Source organism: Oceanobacillus sp. NCCP-135 (assembly GCF_059698015.1).
The window spans coordinates 1-16,202 of sequence record NZ_BAAKSZ010000028.1; the positions used below are offsets into that span (position 1 = coordinate 1).

The window sequence follows — 16,202 nt, forward strand, 5'->3', positions numbered from 1 at the left end:
AGTTAAGCTCTCCAGCGCCGATGGTAGTTGGGGCTTTGCCCCTGCAAGAGTAGGACGCCGCCAGGCATATTCCATTCCACAGTAGCATGACTACATTTGCTTTGTAACAATTAAAATGTCATGTGAGGAGTGAAGCTGTTTTGAATAAAGTTTGCACATAGACAAGTTTTAAAGTGCTTGTGTTGCAATGATATTCTATTATGGATTATTCCACAGTAGCTCAGTGGTAGAGCAATCGGCTGTTAACCGATCGGTCGTAGGTTCGAATCCTACCTGTGGAGCCATGGAGAGCTGTCCGAGTGGTCGAAGGAGCACGATTGGAAATCGTGTAGGCTGTTAACGCGGTCTCGAGGGTTCGAATCCCTCGCTCTCCGCCACTTTTAATATATATTGGCCCGTTGGTCAAGCGGTTAAGACACCGCCCTTTCACGGCGGTAACACGGGTTCGAATCCCGTACGGGTCACCAATATGGAGGATTAGCTCAGCTGGGAGAGCACCTGCCTTACAAGCAGGGGGTCGCAGGTTCGAGCCCTGCATCCTCCACCATATTTCGCAACATAACATCTTAATATGATATTTCATATCGCGGGGTGGAGCAGTCTGGTAGCTCGTTGGGCTCATAACCCAGAGGTCGCAGGTTCAAATCCTGCCCCCGCAACCAATTTATTTCAACTAACTACGTCGAGTTACATCATTGCTAGTTGAAGATGAGTAGTACTTTGGAGTATAATAAAAAAAATTCATTTTATTTCATCGAATTAATATATATGTAAATTGGTAAACAGTAGTACCTTAGAGTACAATTAAAAAATGGTCCGGTAGTTCAGTTGGTTAGAATGCCTGCCTGTCACGCAGGAGGTCGCGGGTTCGAGTCCCGTCCGGACCGCCACTTTAAATGATAGCACCACACTTAAACTTTAAACATCAAATGTTGTAATAAAATAGTCGCATTTGATTACTAACAATTTAATGGCTCGGTAGCTCAGTCGGTAGAGCAAGGGACTGAAAATCCCTGTGTCGGCGGTTCGATTCCGTCCCGAGCCACCATTTTTTATTTTCATGTATCTATCTTATATGTGGAGGGGTAGCGAAGTGGCTAAACGCGGCGGACTGTAAATCCGCTCCCTCAGGGTTCGGCAGTTCGAATCTGCCCCCCTCCACCATTTATTTTCATAGTTATGTAGGGGTATAGTTTAATGGTAAAACGAAGGTCTCCAAAACCTTTGATGTGGGTTCGATTCCTACTACCCCTGTCCTTTTGATTATGGCGGTCGTGGCGAAGTGGTTAACGCACCGGATTGTGGCTCCGGCATACGTGGGTTCGATCCCCACCGGTCGCCCCATTTTCAATTAATGGGCCATAGCCAAGCGGTAAGGCATCGGGTTTTGATCCCGTGTACCCTAGGTTCGAATCCTAGTGGCCCAGCCATATTGCGGAAGTAGTTCAGTGGTAGAACACCACCTTGCCAAGGTGGGGGTCGCGGGTTCGAATCCCGTCTTCCGCTCCATTTACATTACTGTGGCGGTATAGCCAAGTGGTAAGGCAGAGGTCTGCAAAACCTTTATCACCGGTTCAAATCCGGTTACCGCCTCCATTATTTTTATGCCGGTGTGGCGGAATTGGCAGACGCGCGGGACTCAAAATCCCGTTCCTTCACGGGAGTGTCGGTTCGACCCCGACCACCGGTATACCAACGTAAAAGTACGTTCGTTTTTAAAAAAGTTAAAAGCTCACAAATCTTGATATATCAAGATTTGTGAGCTTTTTTAATTTATAATGAACACGATAGAAAACGATAAGAATTGATTTGATTTTACACGAATTTTACACAAGATAATGCTGTTGAAATCCAAGTAGAGTAAGGTAACTACCTCCTTTCTAAAACGATATTTACACACATTAATGGTTCGATAAATTACCTAATAATAAACGCACCTACTGAAGGGATGTATGCTGTTGCTATTATCTGTTATAATTTCAAGTAAAGTGGTGTTTATCTTATGTTAGAAGAATAAAGCAATGTTCCGAAGAGAAAATTTGCTTGGGCTGATAAATGGGTGAAAATGACTGGTGACCGGGCTAGAATTGACGCAAAAGTAAACAATACGTATATAGTGTACGAAAAGAACGGAATTCTGGTTAAAGAATTTCCGAATGGCAAAGTCGTACCTCTTACAAATGAGGACAATCATGATGCATAATCACAAACCTATATTCTATGTGTTCGCAGGAAATAATGGAAGTGGAAAAAGCACAATCCGTAATTTACTCATCAATAAAATTGGTATTGAAATTAAGCTTGATCCTGATGCGATAGCTAGAAGAATAGACCCGTCAAACCCAGAATCCAAAAGACGAACAGAGAACGGATATGAAAATCGAAAGTATGATACGATTTCATTTACCGATACATCGTTTAGCAGATTGTCTATTATACAACTGTTCCGTAAGTGCTTAGCTGATATTTTCCGAAGTCCGGCCAATTGAACTTCATTTTTTATTATTTCCTGAATTGCTCTAACAGACAGCGATTTTGGCATTTCCGTAGAATAGTCATAACGAAATTCACAAGTGATATTAAAATAAGATACAAATAGAGGATCATTAGATCGAAGGCGAGGTCTAATCTCCTTTTCTATTGAATTTAAGTAATCACGGATGTGTTGAATATGATCTTCTTGAAGATTAATAATGAAAACAGACTCTTTTGACTCCATCTGTATAGTTTTTTGTGCTAGGTTTATACGTTCCATTTTGAGTAGTGAGATATCCTTTGGAGTAAACCCGTAATACCTAGGAAAAGTGGCACATCGCAAAAAGCTCAAACTAAAAAAATATTGACATAAAACGAAATACCGTTCATAATGTTTCTAATATTAACTATTGGTGAATTGTTAATGATCTAAATTTATATAAAAAAGTAATGACAGGGAACTAGTAAATAGACATTAGGTAAAAGAGAGTAAAATTCATCGGCTGAAAGATTTTACACGCCTGGAATGCTATGGAACCTATCCCTTGAACTGTTAGGCAAAACCTAACCGATTTCCTGCGATAAAGGATATTTAAGTGGATATTAGAAACAATCTAATATCAATGAAGGTGGTACCACGGAGACAAAGCTCTTCCGTCCTTATTATAAGGATGGAAGGGCTTTTTTTATTAAAATGGATGGTGAATAAAAAGTGAAGAAGAAAAGAATTGTTGTCAAAATAGGAAGTAGTTCTTTGGCAGATAGTAATGGCGGACTTAGTAGTGAGAAGATGTGTGAGCATGTGGATGCACTTGCACGACTAAAGAAGCTTGGGCATGAAGTTATTCTTATTTCGTCTGGAGCTGTTGCAACAGGCTTTGCTGATCTAGGCTATTCCTCTCGTCCTACCACCATAGCTGGTAAGCAAGCAGCTGCAGCCGTTGGCCAAGGATTATTAATCAGAGGATATACGGAAGAATTTAAAGAAAGGCATAGCATTGTGGCGGCACAATTACTGTTAACGAGACATAATTTCTTGCATAAAGATCAATATCATAATGTAAATGTCACCCTATCGGAGCTTTTACGATGTAATGTCCTACCGATTATTAATGAAAATGATTCGGTGTCAGTAGAAGAATTAACCTTTGGGGATAATGACATGTTATCGGCCTTAGTGAGTGGCCTTGTGCATGCGGATTTTTTAATGATTTTGACGGATATCAATGGAATCTATAATCAAAATCCACGAACAAATCGGCATGCGAAAAAGTATAACTTTCTTGATGAAATTAATGATGAATTAATAAGTGGTGCTTCTGGAACGGGTACAAAGATTGGTACTGGTGGAATGAAATCAAAAATAGAGGCAGCACGAACGGCACTGGATTTGGGTGTAAAAGTATTTATTGGATCCGGTACCGGGAATGAAAAAATGGTCGATATTCTTGTTGGAAAAGGGGATGGAACCTATATCGGGAGTACGTCTCAAGCTAGTGTGAAAGCGTCGAAGCAATGGTTAGCACTACATTCCATTCCCAGTGGTAAAATTGAAGTGGATCAAGGTGCAGTAGGTGCGATTTTAAGGCAGGGAAAAAGTCTCCTTCCCGCAGGTGTGACAAACATTTATGGAAGCTTTACTATCAATGATATCGTTGAAGTTGTGAACATAAATGGAAAGATTATCGGCAAAGGGAAAGTTAACTTTTCATCAGAACAATTATTGGAAATTAAAGGATTATCAAGTGCAGAAGCTATGATTATAACGAACAGTCATCACAGAGTGGTCATTCATAGGGATCATTGGGTCAGCCAAATTGAAAGGAGAAGATAGAATGAGTGAAATCGTTCAAGCAAGCCAAAGTAGGGAGTTAATTCAAAAAGGAAAAAAGGCCAAAGCAGCAGCTTCTTTATTAGCAAAGGCGACAACTGAACAAAAAAATACAGCACTTCTTATGATGGCAGAACAGCTTATCCAAGAACAGGCATTTATTTTAGCGGAAAATGAAAAAGATGTAAGAGCTGGTAAAGAAAATGGGATGACCGATGCTTTACTCGATCGTTTAAAGTTAAATGAACAACGATTACGAGACATGTCCGAAGCGCTTATTCAGTTAACAAAACTGAAAGATCCCACTGGGGAATTGTTAGAGGAATGGGAACGTCCGAACGAACTTATTATTTCACAAATCCGAGTACCGCTTGGGGTAGTTGGAATGATTTATGAAGCTAGGCCGAATGTGACAGTTGATGCATCAAGTCTTTGTTTAAAAACAGGCAATGCGGTATTGCTTCGTGGAAGTTCAACAGCTATCCATTCCAATATAGCAATTGTGAAGGTTATCCAGCATGCACTTGAATTAAGTAAACTACCTATTGAGTCTGTGCAATTGCTTGAAGATACAAGCCGAAAGACAGCCTCTGAAATGTTTAAATTGAATCAATATCTCGATGTTTTAATTCCGCGTGGTGGTGCCAAGCTGATTCGAACTGTCGTGCAAAACTCGACCGTTCCTGTATTAGAAACGGGTGCAGGGAATTGTCATGTATATATAGATGAAACAGCTGATCCGAAAATGGCGATTGATATAGCGATCAATGCCAAAACACAACGTCCATCTGTATGTAATGCTTGTGAGACGATTCTTCTCCATCGGAAATGGGCATCCAAGTATTTACTAGATTTATATACCGCTTTACGAGAGAAAGAAGTTCATATTCATGGGGATGAAACGGTACAAAAAATTGGAATGGATGTCATTCCCGCTAATGAAGCAGATTGGGGAATGGAGTATTTAGAGCTGGAATTGGCATTAAAGGTAGTCGATAACGTTGATGAGGCGATTACACATATTAATCATTATGGCACAAAACACTCAGAGGCGATAATTTCCCAGACGATGAAAAATGTAGAACAATTTTTCAATGAAATTGATGCTGCAGCCATCTATCACAATGCCTCAACAAGATTCACGGATGGATTTGAATTTGGATTTGGAGCTGAAATTGGGATAAGTACACAAAAACTTCATGCTCGTGGACCAATGGGTTTAACTGCTTTAACCTCAACTAAATATATCATTAAGGGAAAAGGGCAAATAAAGTAGTCTTTACATGATGTGGGAACTGTATCACAAATAGTGATAAAAATAAGAGCAGAAAATGTTGGGGGGTAAGAATTCACTGGCAAGATTATAACCTTTCTAAAAGGAACTGTTGCCATTGTTCTGTTAAGATAGTTCTTAGGCTATGCAAATTAGTAGATTGGATAGGAGTGATTTTATGGCAAGTAAAGTGTACTTATTTTCCTATGTCTGTGTTTCTAAAGAGGAATGGACGAATAAATGCATTGATGAAAGAATGTCAAAATTATATGATATACAGAAGATTCACCATACCCTATATATGATAAAAACAACAGAGGACGTAGAGTTTTTAGAGAAGTATTTAATGGAATGTTTTGACCATAAAGATACCTATTTTTTAGTAGACATAACGGATCAACCTAATCGATATAAAAATATTGACTCAATCGACATTAGAATTTGGATGGATAACATATAGTTATAAATCTCTTCAAGGGTAATTGTGAAGGGATTTTATAATATTTCAACTAAATTAGGCAAGGGTGGTGAAACCGTGGGGCTATTTGAGAAACTATATACTCTATTTATTATATTCTCCGTATTAATTGGGCTAGTCATCGGTCGAGTCAGTGGAATAGAAACTTATGCAGATAAGTTTATACTGCCTTTATTGATTATTATGTTGTTTCTTACTTTTTTACAAATCCCTTTAAAGGATATTAAAAAGTCATTCTCAAATCGTAAATTCACATTTACTAGTATAGGAATGAATTTTGTACTAACGCCATTATTGGCTTGGTTTCTTGCTGCTATTTTCTTGGTTGATAATCCTGCATTATGGCTAGGATTTATTATGCTAATGGTTACCCCTTGTACTGATTGGTATATTATTTTTACAGGAATTGCAAAAGGGAATATAGCACTATCTACAAGTATTCTACCCTTAAACTTAATTCTGCAACTTCTTTTATTACCATTATATCTTTATTTATTCTCAGGAACAGTTGGTGTAGTTGATTTCCACCTAGTGATTGAAAGTATTATCCTTGTATTGATCATACCTTTTGTTTTAGCCTTTATAACAAGACATTACATTTTAAAGAATGAAAAAGACAATTTAATAGAAAAAGTTAGTTCATTACCAGTAATCTTTTTATGCTTGGCAATAGTGGCCATGTTTGCTTCACAGGGAGGCTTATTACTGAATAATTTAGATTTATTGGTTGAATTAATTCTACCGATTCTCGCTTTCTTTTGTATCAATTTTATTATTGGACGTTTGGTTGGAAAGGGATTTAAATTAGATAGGGCCAATACAGCCAGTTTAAACCTAACGACGTTGGCTAGAAATTCACCAGTGGCATTGGCGATTGCTATGACGGCATTTCCTCATGAACCATTAATTGCTTTAGTGTTAGTTATAGGCCCTTTGATTGAATTACCTTTGTTGGCTTTAATAGCTTATATAATAGTTGTAATTGATAAACGAACTTGATGCTTTACTCAAGCGGTGCCCAGAATTGAATCACAGCTAGTGGTAAATAGAGAGTGGAAACTGTTATTAATAAGGAATAGATAGAAAAAATCTAGGTTACCTTCCAAATGCGTTATCTAACTCCACCGACTTTAGACGGTATCGGCTTTTAGCCTTATCTTTTGATGTCCATACTGAGGGGTAAGAGGTGAAGAATAGTATGGACGGATATAAGAAGAATGGTCACGTAGTCTACGATATCAAGTACCATGTCATCTGGGTAACGAAATATAGATATAAGGTGTTAAGTGGGCAAATTGCATATAGAACCAGAGAATTAATTAGACAAGGTTGTGAAGCAAGAGGTATAACAATCTTGCAAGGAAGTGTTGGAAAAGATCATATTCATTTATTGATATCGTGTCCACCAAGTCTTGCCCCAAGTGAAATAATTACATATCTAAAAGGAAGATCATCAAGACTTCTCCAAGATCAATTTCCAGATTTGAAAAAGAAATATTGGAACCAGCATCTATGGGCAAGAGATTATTTCTGTGCAACAGTTGGAAAAGTAGATGAAGAAACGATTAGAAATTATATCGTAAATCAATTTAATGAAGAAAAGAACGACATATTTAGAATTGAGGATTGAGTTTAGTCAAATTTGGAGTGTGCTTAAGCATAAGGACTTTAAGCAGGACTTCAGCTTGAAGAACGACTTTAGTCGTCGATATTTATGTCTAAATCTACCTGCTTTAGGTGGTCGTTTAACCCCTAACGATCTTTTTTACATCTAAAGGTTATTCTCCATTTTTTATTATTGCTTCTGCTTTAGCTAATTTGTGATACATCCGTTTGCACTATAAACTGTTTGCGAGTTTCCATATTCATGATAACCATATCTCAAGAGCCAATTTTTTGTAATAAAAATTGGCTCTTTATTTTGGTGACATCGTTCAGAGAATTCCGTTGGTAGATAAGAAAGTATAGAATATTTCCTTACCGTATAAGTGCAGGCTAGGCTGTCACCTAAGGGCTTGGTGATAACCGAGTTTTCAAATACTGATAAGAAAGTATAACTTTTTTAGGAAATCAGTATAAGTGCACAAAGGCTTTCGCGATTAAGGCTTGGCGATAAGCCAAAGTTTCCTAATATTTCTTAAATCTTTTGTCGGGTGAATTTCAGGCATAAAATTATTTCTTCAGAGTATTATAATGTCTTAATCATAGCGTATTATGTTGTAATGACAATTTGGTTTATATAGCTGGATGGTAATAATAAATGTAGCAACCTTAGTATGTGTGAAATATTCCTCAATGACCATATTAATAACTGAAATTCACCTCCTCCTTACCACTGGACTATGCCTTTTACATACTAAAAGAAAGGGATTTTTTTGACAAAATAAGACGAATTCCGAGAAGTCATAGGGACCAATATAAATATAACTAAACCTAGTTGACAAGTTGGTATTGTCGGGATACAATAGGAATCATAAAATTTAATATGTAACTCTTATTTAGAGAGGTTGAGGGAACTGGCCCGGTGATACCTCGGCAACAGTTGATGGAAAAATCAAGATGTGCCAAATCCAGCAGACTTTACGTCTGAAAGATAAGAGGTTTTGCTTAAGGCTTGGACCTGAGTAGCTGACCTCTTGGAAAAGTGGTCTTTTTTAATAGGACAATTTTTTTGGCAAGAGCTGAATTCATATAAGAATGGAGGATTAGGATGAGTAAAGCGCAACAGAATGAGAATCTATCATCAATTTTTACTGAACTCGATAATAGCTTGGAAGAAATGAAGAACTGGAGAAGGTATATGCACCAGCATCCGGAACTTTCTTTTGAAGAAGTACATACAGCAAAGTTTATAGAGGATAAACTAATCGAATTTGGATTAGAAGTAAAGACGCAAATCGGGGGCAATGGATTAATTGGAATCCTAAAGGGTGCAGGCTCAGGAAAAACGATTGCTTTAAGAGCGGATTTTGATGCTCTTCCAATTAAGGATGAGAAAGATGTCCCCTATAAATCTACCAATCCCGGTGTCATGCATGCGTGCGGACATGATGGTCATACCTCTGCTTTACTAGGTACTGCAAGAACACTAAGTAAGTATCGGCAAAAGTTAAAAGGTGCCATTCTTTTTGTTTTCCAGCCAGCGGAAGAAAAGCCGCCTGGTGGAGCAAAGTTTATGATTGAAGAAGGTATTCTGGACGATGTAGATTATGTATTTGGTGCCCATTTGGCCTCTGATATTCCACTAGGGAAAATAGGTGTTGGTGAGGGATATCAAATGGCAGCAGTTGATAAATTTGAGATTAATATTCAAGGACGTGGCGGGCATGGAGCGAGACCACACCAAAGCATTGATTCACTTGTTATAGGAACCGGTGTAGTGGAAGGATTGCAAAAAATTGTTAGTCGTAGAATCGATCCACTAAAATCTGCCGTTGTGACTATCGGCGTCTTCCATGCAGGAAATGCTTTTAACGTTATTCCTGATACGGCAACAATTGAAGGAACCGTCCGTACGTTTGATGAAGATGTTCGTGATCAGGTCGAAGCTGAAATATATTCAATTGTAAAAGGAATTACCAGCGGGTTTCATGCAGACTATGAAATTGATTATCTCCGCGGTTACCCGGCACTATATAACCATAAAGAAGAAACAGAGACAGTGAGCGGACTTTTATCGGAAGTTTTTACGAAACAGGATATTGTCAAGCTGGAACCAACAATGGGGGCAGAGGATTTTGCCTATTTCCTGGAAGAAAAACCAGGAACGTATTTTAAAGTTGGTTCGCATAACGAAAATGAAGCTACCCATTATCCGCATCATCATCCAAAATTTGATTTTGATGAGAGAGCACTGGTAAACATCAGTAAATCCTTTGTCAAGATAGTGTCACACTACCTTTTCTAAGGGAGAATAAAGAAAACGATGGAGGGGAATATTTCGATGAAAAGAAGTTATCTACTTATAATTGCATTATTATTTACGTTATTTTTATTTGGGTGCGCAAATGCAAGTCAAGATACGACAGAAAGTGAAACAAATACTGGAGATCAAGCTGCTGGGGAACCAGTTGAGGGTGGCACATTGAATGTTGCTTTTGCCTCAGACCCGGATACACTTGACTGGATGTCTACTGGGGCAACGGCAACAAGAGATGTAGGCTGGCATATTTTTGAATCCTTATTTGCCTTAGATAAGGATTATCAAGTAAAACCAATGATTGCTGAAGATTATGAAGTGAGTGAAGATCAAAAAAAATATACAATTACGCTTCGTGAAGGTGTGAATTTTCATGACGGATCTACAGTTACGGCGGAAGATCTCATCGCATCGATTGACCGCTGGAGAAAGGTTTCCTCTGTAGGAACGATTGCAAATGAGTATATTGAATCAGTCAAAGCGATTGATGAGTTAACTGTAGAAATTACACTAAACAAGGTATACAACGCATTTATGTCAGATATGGCGGCACCAAAGTCGGCAATGATGATCATTCCGAAAGAAATTGCAGAGGCTGCTGGTGAAAAACCACTGACACCAGAACAGTATATTGGAACTGGGCCATTTAAATTTGAAAATTGGGAGCGAGGCAATGAAATTGTTCTAACCCGCTTTGAGGATTATTCTGCACGTGAGGAAGAAGAGTGGGGCGGTTTAACTGGCAAAAAGATTGCATACTTTGATGAAATTAAATTCTTGATTGTTAAGGATCCACAGGTAATGATTAACGGTCTGAAAACTGAAATCTATGATTATGCACAAGCCATTCCTGCAGACTTGTATGAAGTCGTTGAAAGTGATCCAAACATTGATCCAGTAACTTATATTAACGGATATTCTGTTACTACTCCAGACAAAACGGAAGCGCCATTTGATGACTTGAAAGTACGCCAGGCATTGAGTCACGCATTGGATAAGGAAGTTATTGCGGAATCAACTTATGGTAACGAAGACTTTTACAGCATGGATGGTGCACTATTTGATCCAGAACAAACGGAACTTTACACTGATCGAGGAACAGATAATTATTTAGCATATGATAAAGAAAAAGCAAAGCAACTGCTGGAAGAGTCTGATTATGATGGCAAGCCAATCGAGATTATGTACTCCAATGATTCAGAAACGTATAAACGAATCTCACAAGTTATGAAACAACAAATGGAAAAAGTAGGTTTCGTGGTGGAACTGGTACCATATGAATGGGCAACCTACCTGGAAAAATGGAATGACCCCGCAAATTGGGATTTAGTTGTTGTAGGATGGTCTACTCGTTTCTCACCAAGTGAACTAGGAATGCTGATCGAAGACACACCAAGTAGTGGCTGGTACAACAGTGAGCGCTGGAGAAGTCACCTTGATGCATGGGGTGTAGCAGAATCTGCAGAAGAAAGAAAAGAAATTTTAGCTGACATGAACCAAACGGTAAATGACGAGCTTCCATTTTTAAAAATTGCGAATGAGACAAAATTAGATATTAAGAGTGAGAAAATTCCAGCCTACGATAATTGGGTTGGTCAACGGTTTTGGAATACTTGGAAGAGTGAATAATTTTGCTGGTGGGAAGTCTTGTCAGGCAATATAATGACTGAGACTTCCCTTCTGAGTTTACATACATACATCTACGAGGAGGAAATACGTTGCTGCAATACACGACACGGAGATTGTTTTCAATCATACCTGTAATGCTAATTGTTAGTGTGATTGTTTTTTTAATTGTCCATCTGACACCAGGCAACCCTGCTTATCTTATCCTTGGAGAAGATAGTTCACCAGAAGCGATAGCGCAGCTGGAGGAGCAATTAGGATTAGATAAATCAATGGCTATGCAGTTTGTTGATTGGATTAAAAATATTTTTACAGGTAACCTTGGTCAGTCTATTTATTCCTCCGAACCTGTTACGCAAGTGATTATGGAACGAATTGGTCCAACGTTCAGTTTGATGATAACAGCGATGAGCTTAACATTAATTATTGCTATTCCTACAGCAATTTTTGTTGTTTGGCGAAGAAACACCTTTCTGGATCCTTTGTTTACCTCTATTTCCCTTCTTGGAGCGTCGATTCCAGAATTTTGGTTTGCAATGCTGCTTGTACTTGGACTGGGGGTAGGTATTCCGATATTCCCTGTTGCCGGCTATGTTCCAATTGCTGAAGGGTTGGGTAATTGGATTTATCATTTGATTTTACCTGCATTTGTCCTGGCTGCGGTTGAAATTGGGCTGATTGCCAGAATGCTTCGGGATGGGATGTTGGAGTCGGTGAATCAGGATTACACAAAAACGGCTCGTGCAAAGGGTGTAAAAGAAAGTGTGGTGTTGATGAAGCATGTCTTTTCCAATGCACTTATCCCAACCACCACGGTTATCGGTGTAACGGTTGCCGGCTTACTTGGGGGAACGGTTATTATTGAAACAATTTTCACCATACCTGGCATTGGACAGCTTTTAATTGATTCCATTCATCGCAGGGATTATCCGGTAATACAAGGAGTTGTTCTCTTTATTGCTGTGGTCTATGTCATTGTGAATCTACTAATCGACCTTTTATATGCATTCTTAGACCCAAGAATTAGGTATGATTGAGCCTGAAGGAATTTGAAAAATTTAAAAAGGGGATTTCCGTATGTTTAAGAAAAAACGAAATCTAATAGCGGGAAGTATACTGCTTCTGCTTACGGTTGCCACAATTACGGCATCGTGGTGGCTGCCAGTTTCACCCTCCGAAATGGATTCAGCAAAACGGTTACTGGGACCATCTGCCGATCATTGGTTTGGTACGGATCATTTTGGCAGAGATATTCTAGCACAAACAGTAGTTGCTGCACGTGTTTCCCTAATGGTCGGTTTAACGGTTGCACTGATTTCCACTATATTAGGAACGATTACTGGTTTAATTGCCGGATATTATAAAAAGGCTGATTTTTTCATTATGCGAATTATCGATGGGATGCTGGCCTTTCCATCTTTACTGTTGGCGCTGGCATTAGTGGCTGCGCTTGGCGGCAGTGTTACGAATATCATCATTGCACTGTCTTTCTCTTTCTGGCCAGTTATGACACGAATTGTCCGTTCGGCTGTCTTGCAAATTAATTCAATTCAGTACATTGATGCCGCGAAGACTTCGGGCATTAGTGATCCAGTAATATTATCCCGCTATGTTTTACCAAATGTGCTCTCGCCAATTATTGTGCAGGGAACATTTATTTTTGCAAAAGCAATTTTGGCAGAGGCAGCATTAAGCTTTTTAGGAGTTGGAGTGGAACCTTCCACACCAACATGGGGGAATATGCTTCAGGAAGCACAAATCTATATTTCCATTGCACCTTGGTTTTCTATTTTTCCCGGGATTGCCATAGTTATCACCGTCCTTGCGTTAAATATGCTTGGAGACGGTTTACGTGATGCCTTTGATCCACATGCAAAAGGAAAAGTGAATAGGAAGAAACGCCGATTGAAAAAACAAATAAACGCAGCATAAAGGCTTTTAATCTGTTGAAAAAGGAGGAGATAGTCAGTGCTGGAGGTAAAGAATCTAAAAACACAGATTGACACCAATGAGGGAATTGTCAAAGCAGTAGATGGTATTTCCTTTACAGTGGAAGCGGGTCAAACCCTTGGGATCGTTGGAGAATCTGGAAGCGGAAAGAGTGTGTTAGCCCATTCCATCATGCAGTTGAACCCAAAGCCGCCTACCTTTTATCCAGAAGGTAAAATTTTATTTGAAGGAAAAAATCTGTTGAAGCTTTCGGAAAAGCAACTTCGTAAAATTTGCGGAAATGAAATTGCAATGATATTCCAGGATCCGATGTCTAGCTTAAATCCTGTCTTTAAAATTGGCGCTCAGCTGGTAGAGGCGATTTTGACCAATCAAAAAATGCCCAGTAAGAAAGCAAAGGCTCGGGCTATTGAGTTATTGAAGGATGTGGGAATTCCTGATGCTGAACATCGGATGAATGATTATCCGCATCAATTCTCAGGTGGAATGAGGCAACGAGTGCTGATTGCGATTGCATTGGCTGGTAATCCGAAACTACTAATTGCAGATGAACCAACAACTGCCCTGGATGTAACGATTCAAGCACAAATTTTAGAGTTAATGAGGCGCATTCAAAAGAAATACGGAACGGCTATCATTCTGATTAGTCATGATTTAGGTGTTATTTCACAAATGGCTGATAAAGTATTGGTTATGTATTCAGGGAGAATTGTGGAGGAAGGCTCTTTGAACGATATATTCTATCGTTCGTCGATGCCATATACCTGGTCACTGCTACGTTCCTTACCACGTCTGGATGGGGCAGCACATGAACGTCTGATCAATATAGAGGGACAGCCACCAAGTCTAGTGTCCTCACCAGAAGGATGCAATTTTCATCCACGATGTCCCTTTGCTACGGATAAATGTCTGGAAGTAGATCCAGAATTGATAGTAAGAGGAGAAGGACATCGGGTGGCCTGTGTCTTGTCTAAACAGGAATTTGAAGCAGCGAAAGAACGACTTGAGTCTGCCGAGAGGGAAGGAGTGCTCTAATTTATGACGGAACCCTTGCTTGAGATTCGCGACGTGAACATGCATTTTCCTATTAGAAGTGGCGTGTTTCAAAAAACAAAAAATTACGTAAAGGCTGTTAATGGTGTTAATTTGACAGTGAATAAAGGAGAAACCCTTGGAATTGTGGGTGAGTCTGGTTGCGGAAAGAGTACACTTGCCCGAACATTAGTCGGACTGCTTAAGCCCACGTCCGGGGATATTCTATTTGAGGGCGAAAGTATCCTTCATTACAATCATAAAGAGATGCATCAACTCAGACGGGATATTCAAATGGTGTTTCAAGATCCATTTACAAGTTTGAATCCAAGGATGAAAGCCGGCGATATTATTGCCGCACCACTGAAAGCTTATCGGATGACCGATAATTTAGATTATAGAGTGAAAGAATTAATGGATCTTGTCGGCTTAAAAGCGGATGATTATCATAAATTACCCCACCAGTTTTCCGGTGGTCAGCGCCAGCGAATTGGGATAGCCCGTGCGCTTGCGTTGAATCCGAAATTAATTATTTTAGATGAACCGGTAAGTGCGCTGGATGTCTCGATACAAGCGCAGGTAATTAATTTGCTGGAAGATTTACAGAAGGAACTAGATTTGACGTACGTTTTTATTTCCCATGATTTATCGGTTATTAAGCATATTGCTGACAAAGTAGCGGTCATGTATTTAGGGAAAGTGATGGAAATATCCGATAGTGAATCTTTCTATAATGATGCACGGCATCCGTACACCAATGCCTTACTGTCCGCAATTCCATTGCCAGATCCGGGAAAGGAAAAGGTACGTGAGCGAATTGTGTTAAGCGGGGAATTACCGTCACCATCCAATCCGCCAACAGGCTGTGTTTTCCATACAAGATGTCCATTTGCGCAGGAAACTTGTAAAACCAACGTTCCATCCTTGGAAACAAAGGATGATAACAAGGCCCATCTTGTCTCTTGTTTTTACCCAATGAATGTCGAAAGGAAACAACCTGTAGAAAATAGTTAATAGAGGGGGAATACGATTGGAACTGCATAAGATTTCATTAATGGATGCTTATATGATTGAAACACTAAGAAGTAACGGTATCTCCAATGAGGAACTCCTTGCTCAGATCAAGCAGGGGAATGTAGAAGCATGGCAGGAATTGAATGAGCATTTTGATTTTAAGGAGCTTGTTAAACTTGCCAAGCAAGATATTGAACGGTTTCAAGAGATTCTTTCACAAGGGTATCGTGTTAAATTTGTAACCTTTAATGGACTGAAAAATTTACTGCGACTTCGATTTGGCAAGGAAAAAGACAAAGACTATGAAGTGACGGAAAAAGGTATTCGGAATCTAATTTTAGATAGTGAGCAATTATCAAGTTTAAAGGAAATGTTGTCGGGAAATTGGGTGGTTGAAGAGATGGAAAAGCATGATGGGAGAAACGCGGGGACGGTTCTCGTGTTGCTCTATTTGCAACACAAGACACCGTCCCCTTGATTTCCAGTTTGTTTGCAGAAAAAAACGTGGCACTTTGATTTTAAATCGATTAAAGGGAAAATATTGATTTAACAACTAAACAAGGGAAAGTTACATTGGAATGATAGATAGCAAAAACTCAGATAA

General features: G+C 39.2%; 14 protein-coding genes, 14 tRNA genes, 1 riboswitch and 1 other annotated feature. All 28 genes read left to right on the forward strand.

Annotated features, from left to right (window positions below):
* The first annotated feature begins 209 nt into the window (after positions 1-209).
* The 28 genes from AC6HVZ_RS16000 to AC6HVZ_RS16135 all read left to right on the forward strand — a co-directional run bounded on the left by AC6HVZ_RS16000 (position 210) and on the right by AC6HVZ_RS16135 (position 16,076).
* A tRNA-Asn gene (locus tag AC6HVZ_RS16000) sits at positions 210-284 on the forward strand.
* A 1-nt stretch (position 285) separates the two neighbouring features.
* Positions 286-377, forward strand: a tRNA-Ser gene (locus AC6HVZ_RS16005).
* 15 nt (positions 378-392) lie between these two features.
* Positions 393-467: transfer RNA gene (locus AC6HVZ_RS16010), tRNA-Glu, on the forward strand.
* 4 nt (positions 468-471) lie between these two features.
* Positions 472-547 (forward strand) — tRNA-Val (locus AC6HVZ_RS16015).
* A gap of 38 nt (positions 548-585) precedes the next feature.
* A tRNA-Met gene (locus AC6HVZ_RS16020) sits at positions 586-662 on the forward strand.
* Positions 663-813: 151 nt separating this feature from the next.
* Positions 814-890, forward strand: a tRNA-Asp gene (locus AC6HVZ_RS16025).
* Between the two features lie 82 nt (positions 891-972).
* Positions 973-1,048, forward strand: a tRNA-Phe gene (locus AC6HVZ_RS16030).
* 31 nt (positions 1,049-1,079) lie between these two features.
* Positions 1,080-1,164 (forward strand) — tRNA-Tyr (locus tag AC6HVZ_RS16035).
* A gap of 19 nt (positions 1,165-1,183) precedes the next feature.
* A tRNA-Trp gene (locus tag AC6HVZ_RS16040) sits at positions 1,184-1,254 on the forward strand.
* A gap of 14 nt (positions 1,255-1,268) precedes the next feature.
* Positions 1,269-1,344: transfer RNA gene (locus AC6HVZ_RS16045), tRNA-His, on the forward strand.
* Positions 1,345-1,355: 11 nt separating this feature from the next.
* Positions 1,356-1,430 (forward strand) — tRNA-Gln (locus AC6HVZ_RS16050).
* Positions 1,431-1,434: 4 nt separating this feature from the next.
* Positions 1,435-1,509 (forward strand) — tRNA-Gly (locus AC6HVZ_RS16055).
* Between the two features lie 13 nt (positions 1,510-1,522).
* Positions 1,523-1,596: transfer RNA gene (locus tag AC6HVZ_RS16060), tRNA-Cys, on the forward strand.
* 10 nt (positions 1,597-1,606) lie between these two features.
* Positions 1,607-1,690: transfer RNA gene (locus tag AC6HVZ_RS16065), tRNA-Leu, on the forward strand.
* A gap of 375 nt (positions 1,691-2,065) precedes the next feature.
* Complete coding sequence (locus tag AC6HVZ_RS16070) at positions 2,066-2,203, forward strand: hypothetical protein (protein ID WP_497559182.1); 138 nt, start codon at positions 2,066-2,068, stop codon at positions 2,201-2,203.
* Positions 2,196-2,489 carry a hypothetical protein gene (locus AC6HVZ_RS16075; protein ID WP_497559183.1) on the forward strand — a complete coding sequence of 98 codons (294 nt, stop codon included), beginning with the start codon at positions 2,196-2,198 and terminating at the stop codon, positions 2,487-2,489. The genes AC6HVZ_RS16070 and AC6HVZ_RS16075 overlap by 8 nt, the downstream gene beginning before the upstream one ends.
* Positions 2,490-2,916: 427 nt before the next feature.
* Positions 2,917-3,140: a binding site (T-box leader), on the forward strand.
* A gap of 47 nt (positions 3,141-3,187) precedes the next feature.
* A complete protein-coding gene (gene proB, locus AC6HVZ_RS16080; RefSeq protein WP_497559184.1) occupies positions 3,188-4,309 on the forward strand; it encodes a glutamate 5-kinase in 1,122 nt (373 codons plus the stop codon).
* A 1-nt stretch (position 4,310) separates the two neighbouring features.
* Positions 4,311-5,582 (forward strand): glutamate-5-semialdehyde dehydrogenase, encoded by a 1,272-nt coding sequence (locus AC6HVZ_RS16085; protein WP_497559185.1) that lies wholly within the window; start codon positions 4,311-4,313, stop codon positions 5,580-5,582.
* A 175-nt stretch (positions 5,583-5,757) separates the two neighbouring features.
* Entirely contained in the window at positions 5,758-6,039 is a 282-nt protein-coding gene (locus AC6HVZ_RS16090) for a hypothetical protein (RefSeq protein ID WP_497559186.1), read from the forward strand.
* Between the two features lie 75 nt (positions 6,040-6,114).
* On the forward strand, positions 6,115-7,056 hold the full coding sequence (locus AC6HVZ_RS16095) for an arsenic resistance protein (RefSeq protein WP_497559218.1): 942 nt from the start codon (positions 6,115-6,117) through the stop codon (positions 7,054-7,056).
* A gap of 199 nt (positions 7,057-7,255) precedes the next feature.
* Positions 7,256-7,687, forward strand: a complete 432-nt coding sequence (gene tnpA / locus AC6HVZ_RS16100) for an IS200/IS605 family transposase (protein WP_497559219.1) — start codon at positions 7,256-7,258, stop codon at positions 7,685-7,687.
* 861 nt (positions 7,688-8,548) lie between these two features.
* Positions 8,549-8,657, forward strand: a riboswitch (SAM riboswitch).
* A 110-nt stretch (positions 8,658-8,767) separates the two neighbouring features.
* The gene (locus AC6HVZ_RS16105; RefSeq protein ID WP_497559187.1) at positions 8,768-9,964 is read left to right on the forward strand and encodes a M20 metallopeptidase family protein; all 1,197 of its coding nucleotides are present in this window, start codon (positions 8,768-8,770) and stop codon (positions 9,962-9,964) included.
* Positions 9,965-10,000: 36 nt separating this feature from the next.
* Positions 10,001-11,605 carry an ABC transporter substrate-binding protein gene (locus AC6HVZ_RS16110; protein WP_497559188.1) on the forward strand — a complete coding sequence of 535 codons (1,605 nt, stop codon included), beginning with the start codon at positions 10,001-10,003 and terminating at the stop codon, positions 11,603-11,605.
* A gap of 89 nt (positions 11,606-11,694) precedes the next feature.
* Positions 11,695-12,639: an ABC transporter permease gene (locus AC6HVZ_RS16115; protein WP_497559189.1), complete on the forward strand. Its 945-nt coding sequence runs from the start codon at positions 11,695-11,697 to the stop codon at positions 12,637-12,639.
* Positions 12,640-12,679: 40 nt separating this feature from the next.
* Entirely contained in the window at positions 12,680-13,534 is an 855-nt protein-coding gene (locus tag AC6HVZ_RS16120) for an ABC transporter permease (RefSeq protein WP_497559190.1), read from the forward strand.
* A gap of 36 nt (positions 13,535-13,570) precedes the next feature.
* Positions 13,571-14,587 carry an ABC transporter ATP-binding protein gene (locus AC6HVZ_RS16125; protein ID WP_497559191.1) on the forward strand — a complete coding sequence of 339 codons (1,017 nt, stop codon included), beginning with the start codon at positions 13,571-13,573 and terminating at the stop codon, positions 14,585-14,587.
* A gap of 3 nt (positions 14,588-14,590) precedes the next feature.
* On the forward strand, positions 14,591-15,598 hold the full coding sequence (locus tag AC6HVZ_RS16130; protein WP_497559192.1) for an ABC transporter ATP-binding protein: 1,008 nt from the start codon (positions 14,591-14,593) through the stop codon (positions 15,596-15,598).
* 16 nt (positions 15,599-15,614) lie between these two features.
* Positions 15,615-16,076 carry a hypothetical protein gene (locus tag AC6HVZ_RS16135; RefSeq protein WP_497559193.1) on the forward strand — a complete coding sequence of 154 codons (462 nt, stop codon included), beginning with the start codon at positions 15,615-15,617 and terminating at the stop codon, positions 16,074-16,076.
* Positions 16,077-16,202 lie beyond the last annotated feature (126 nt).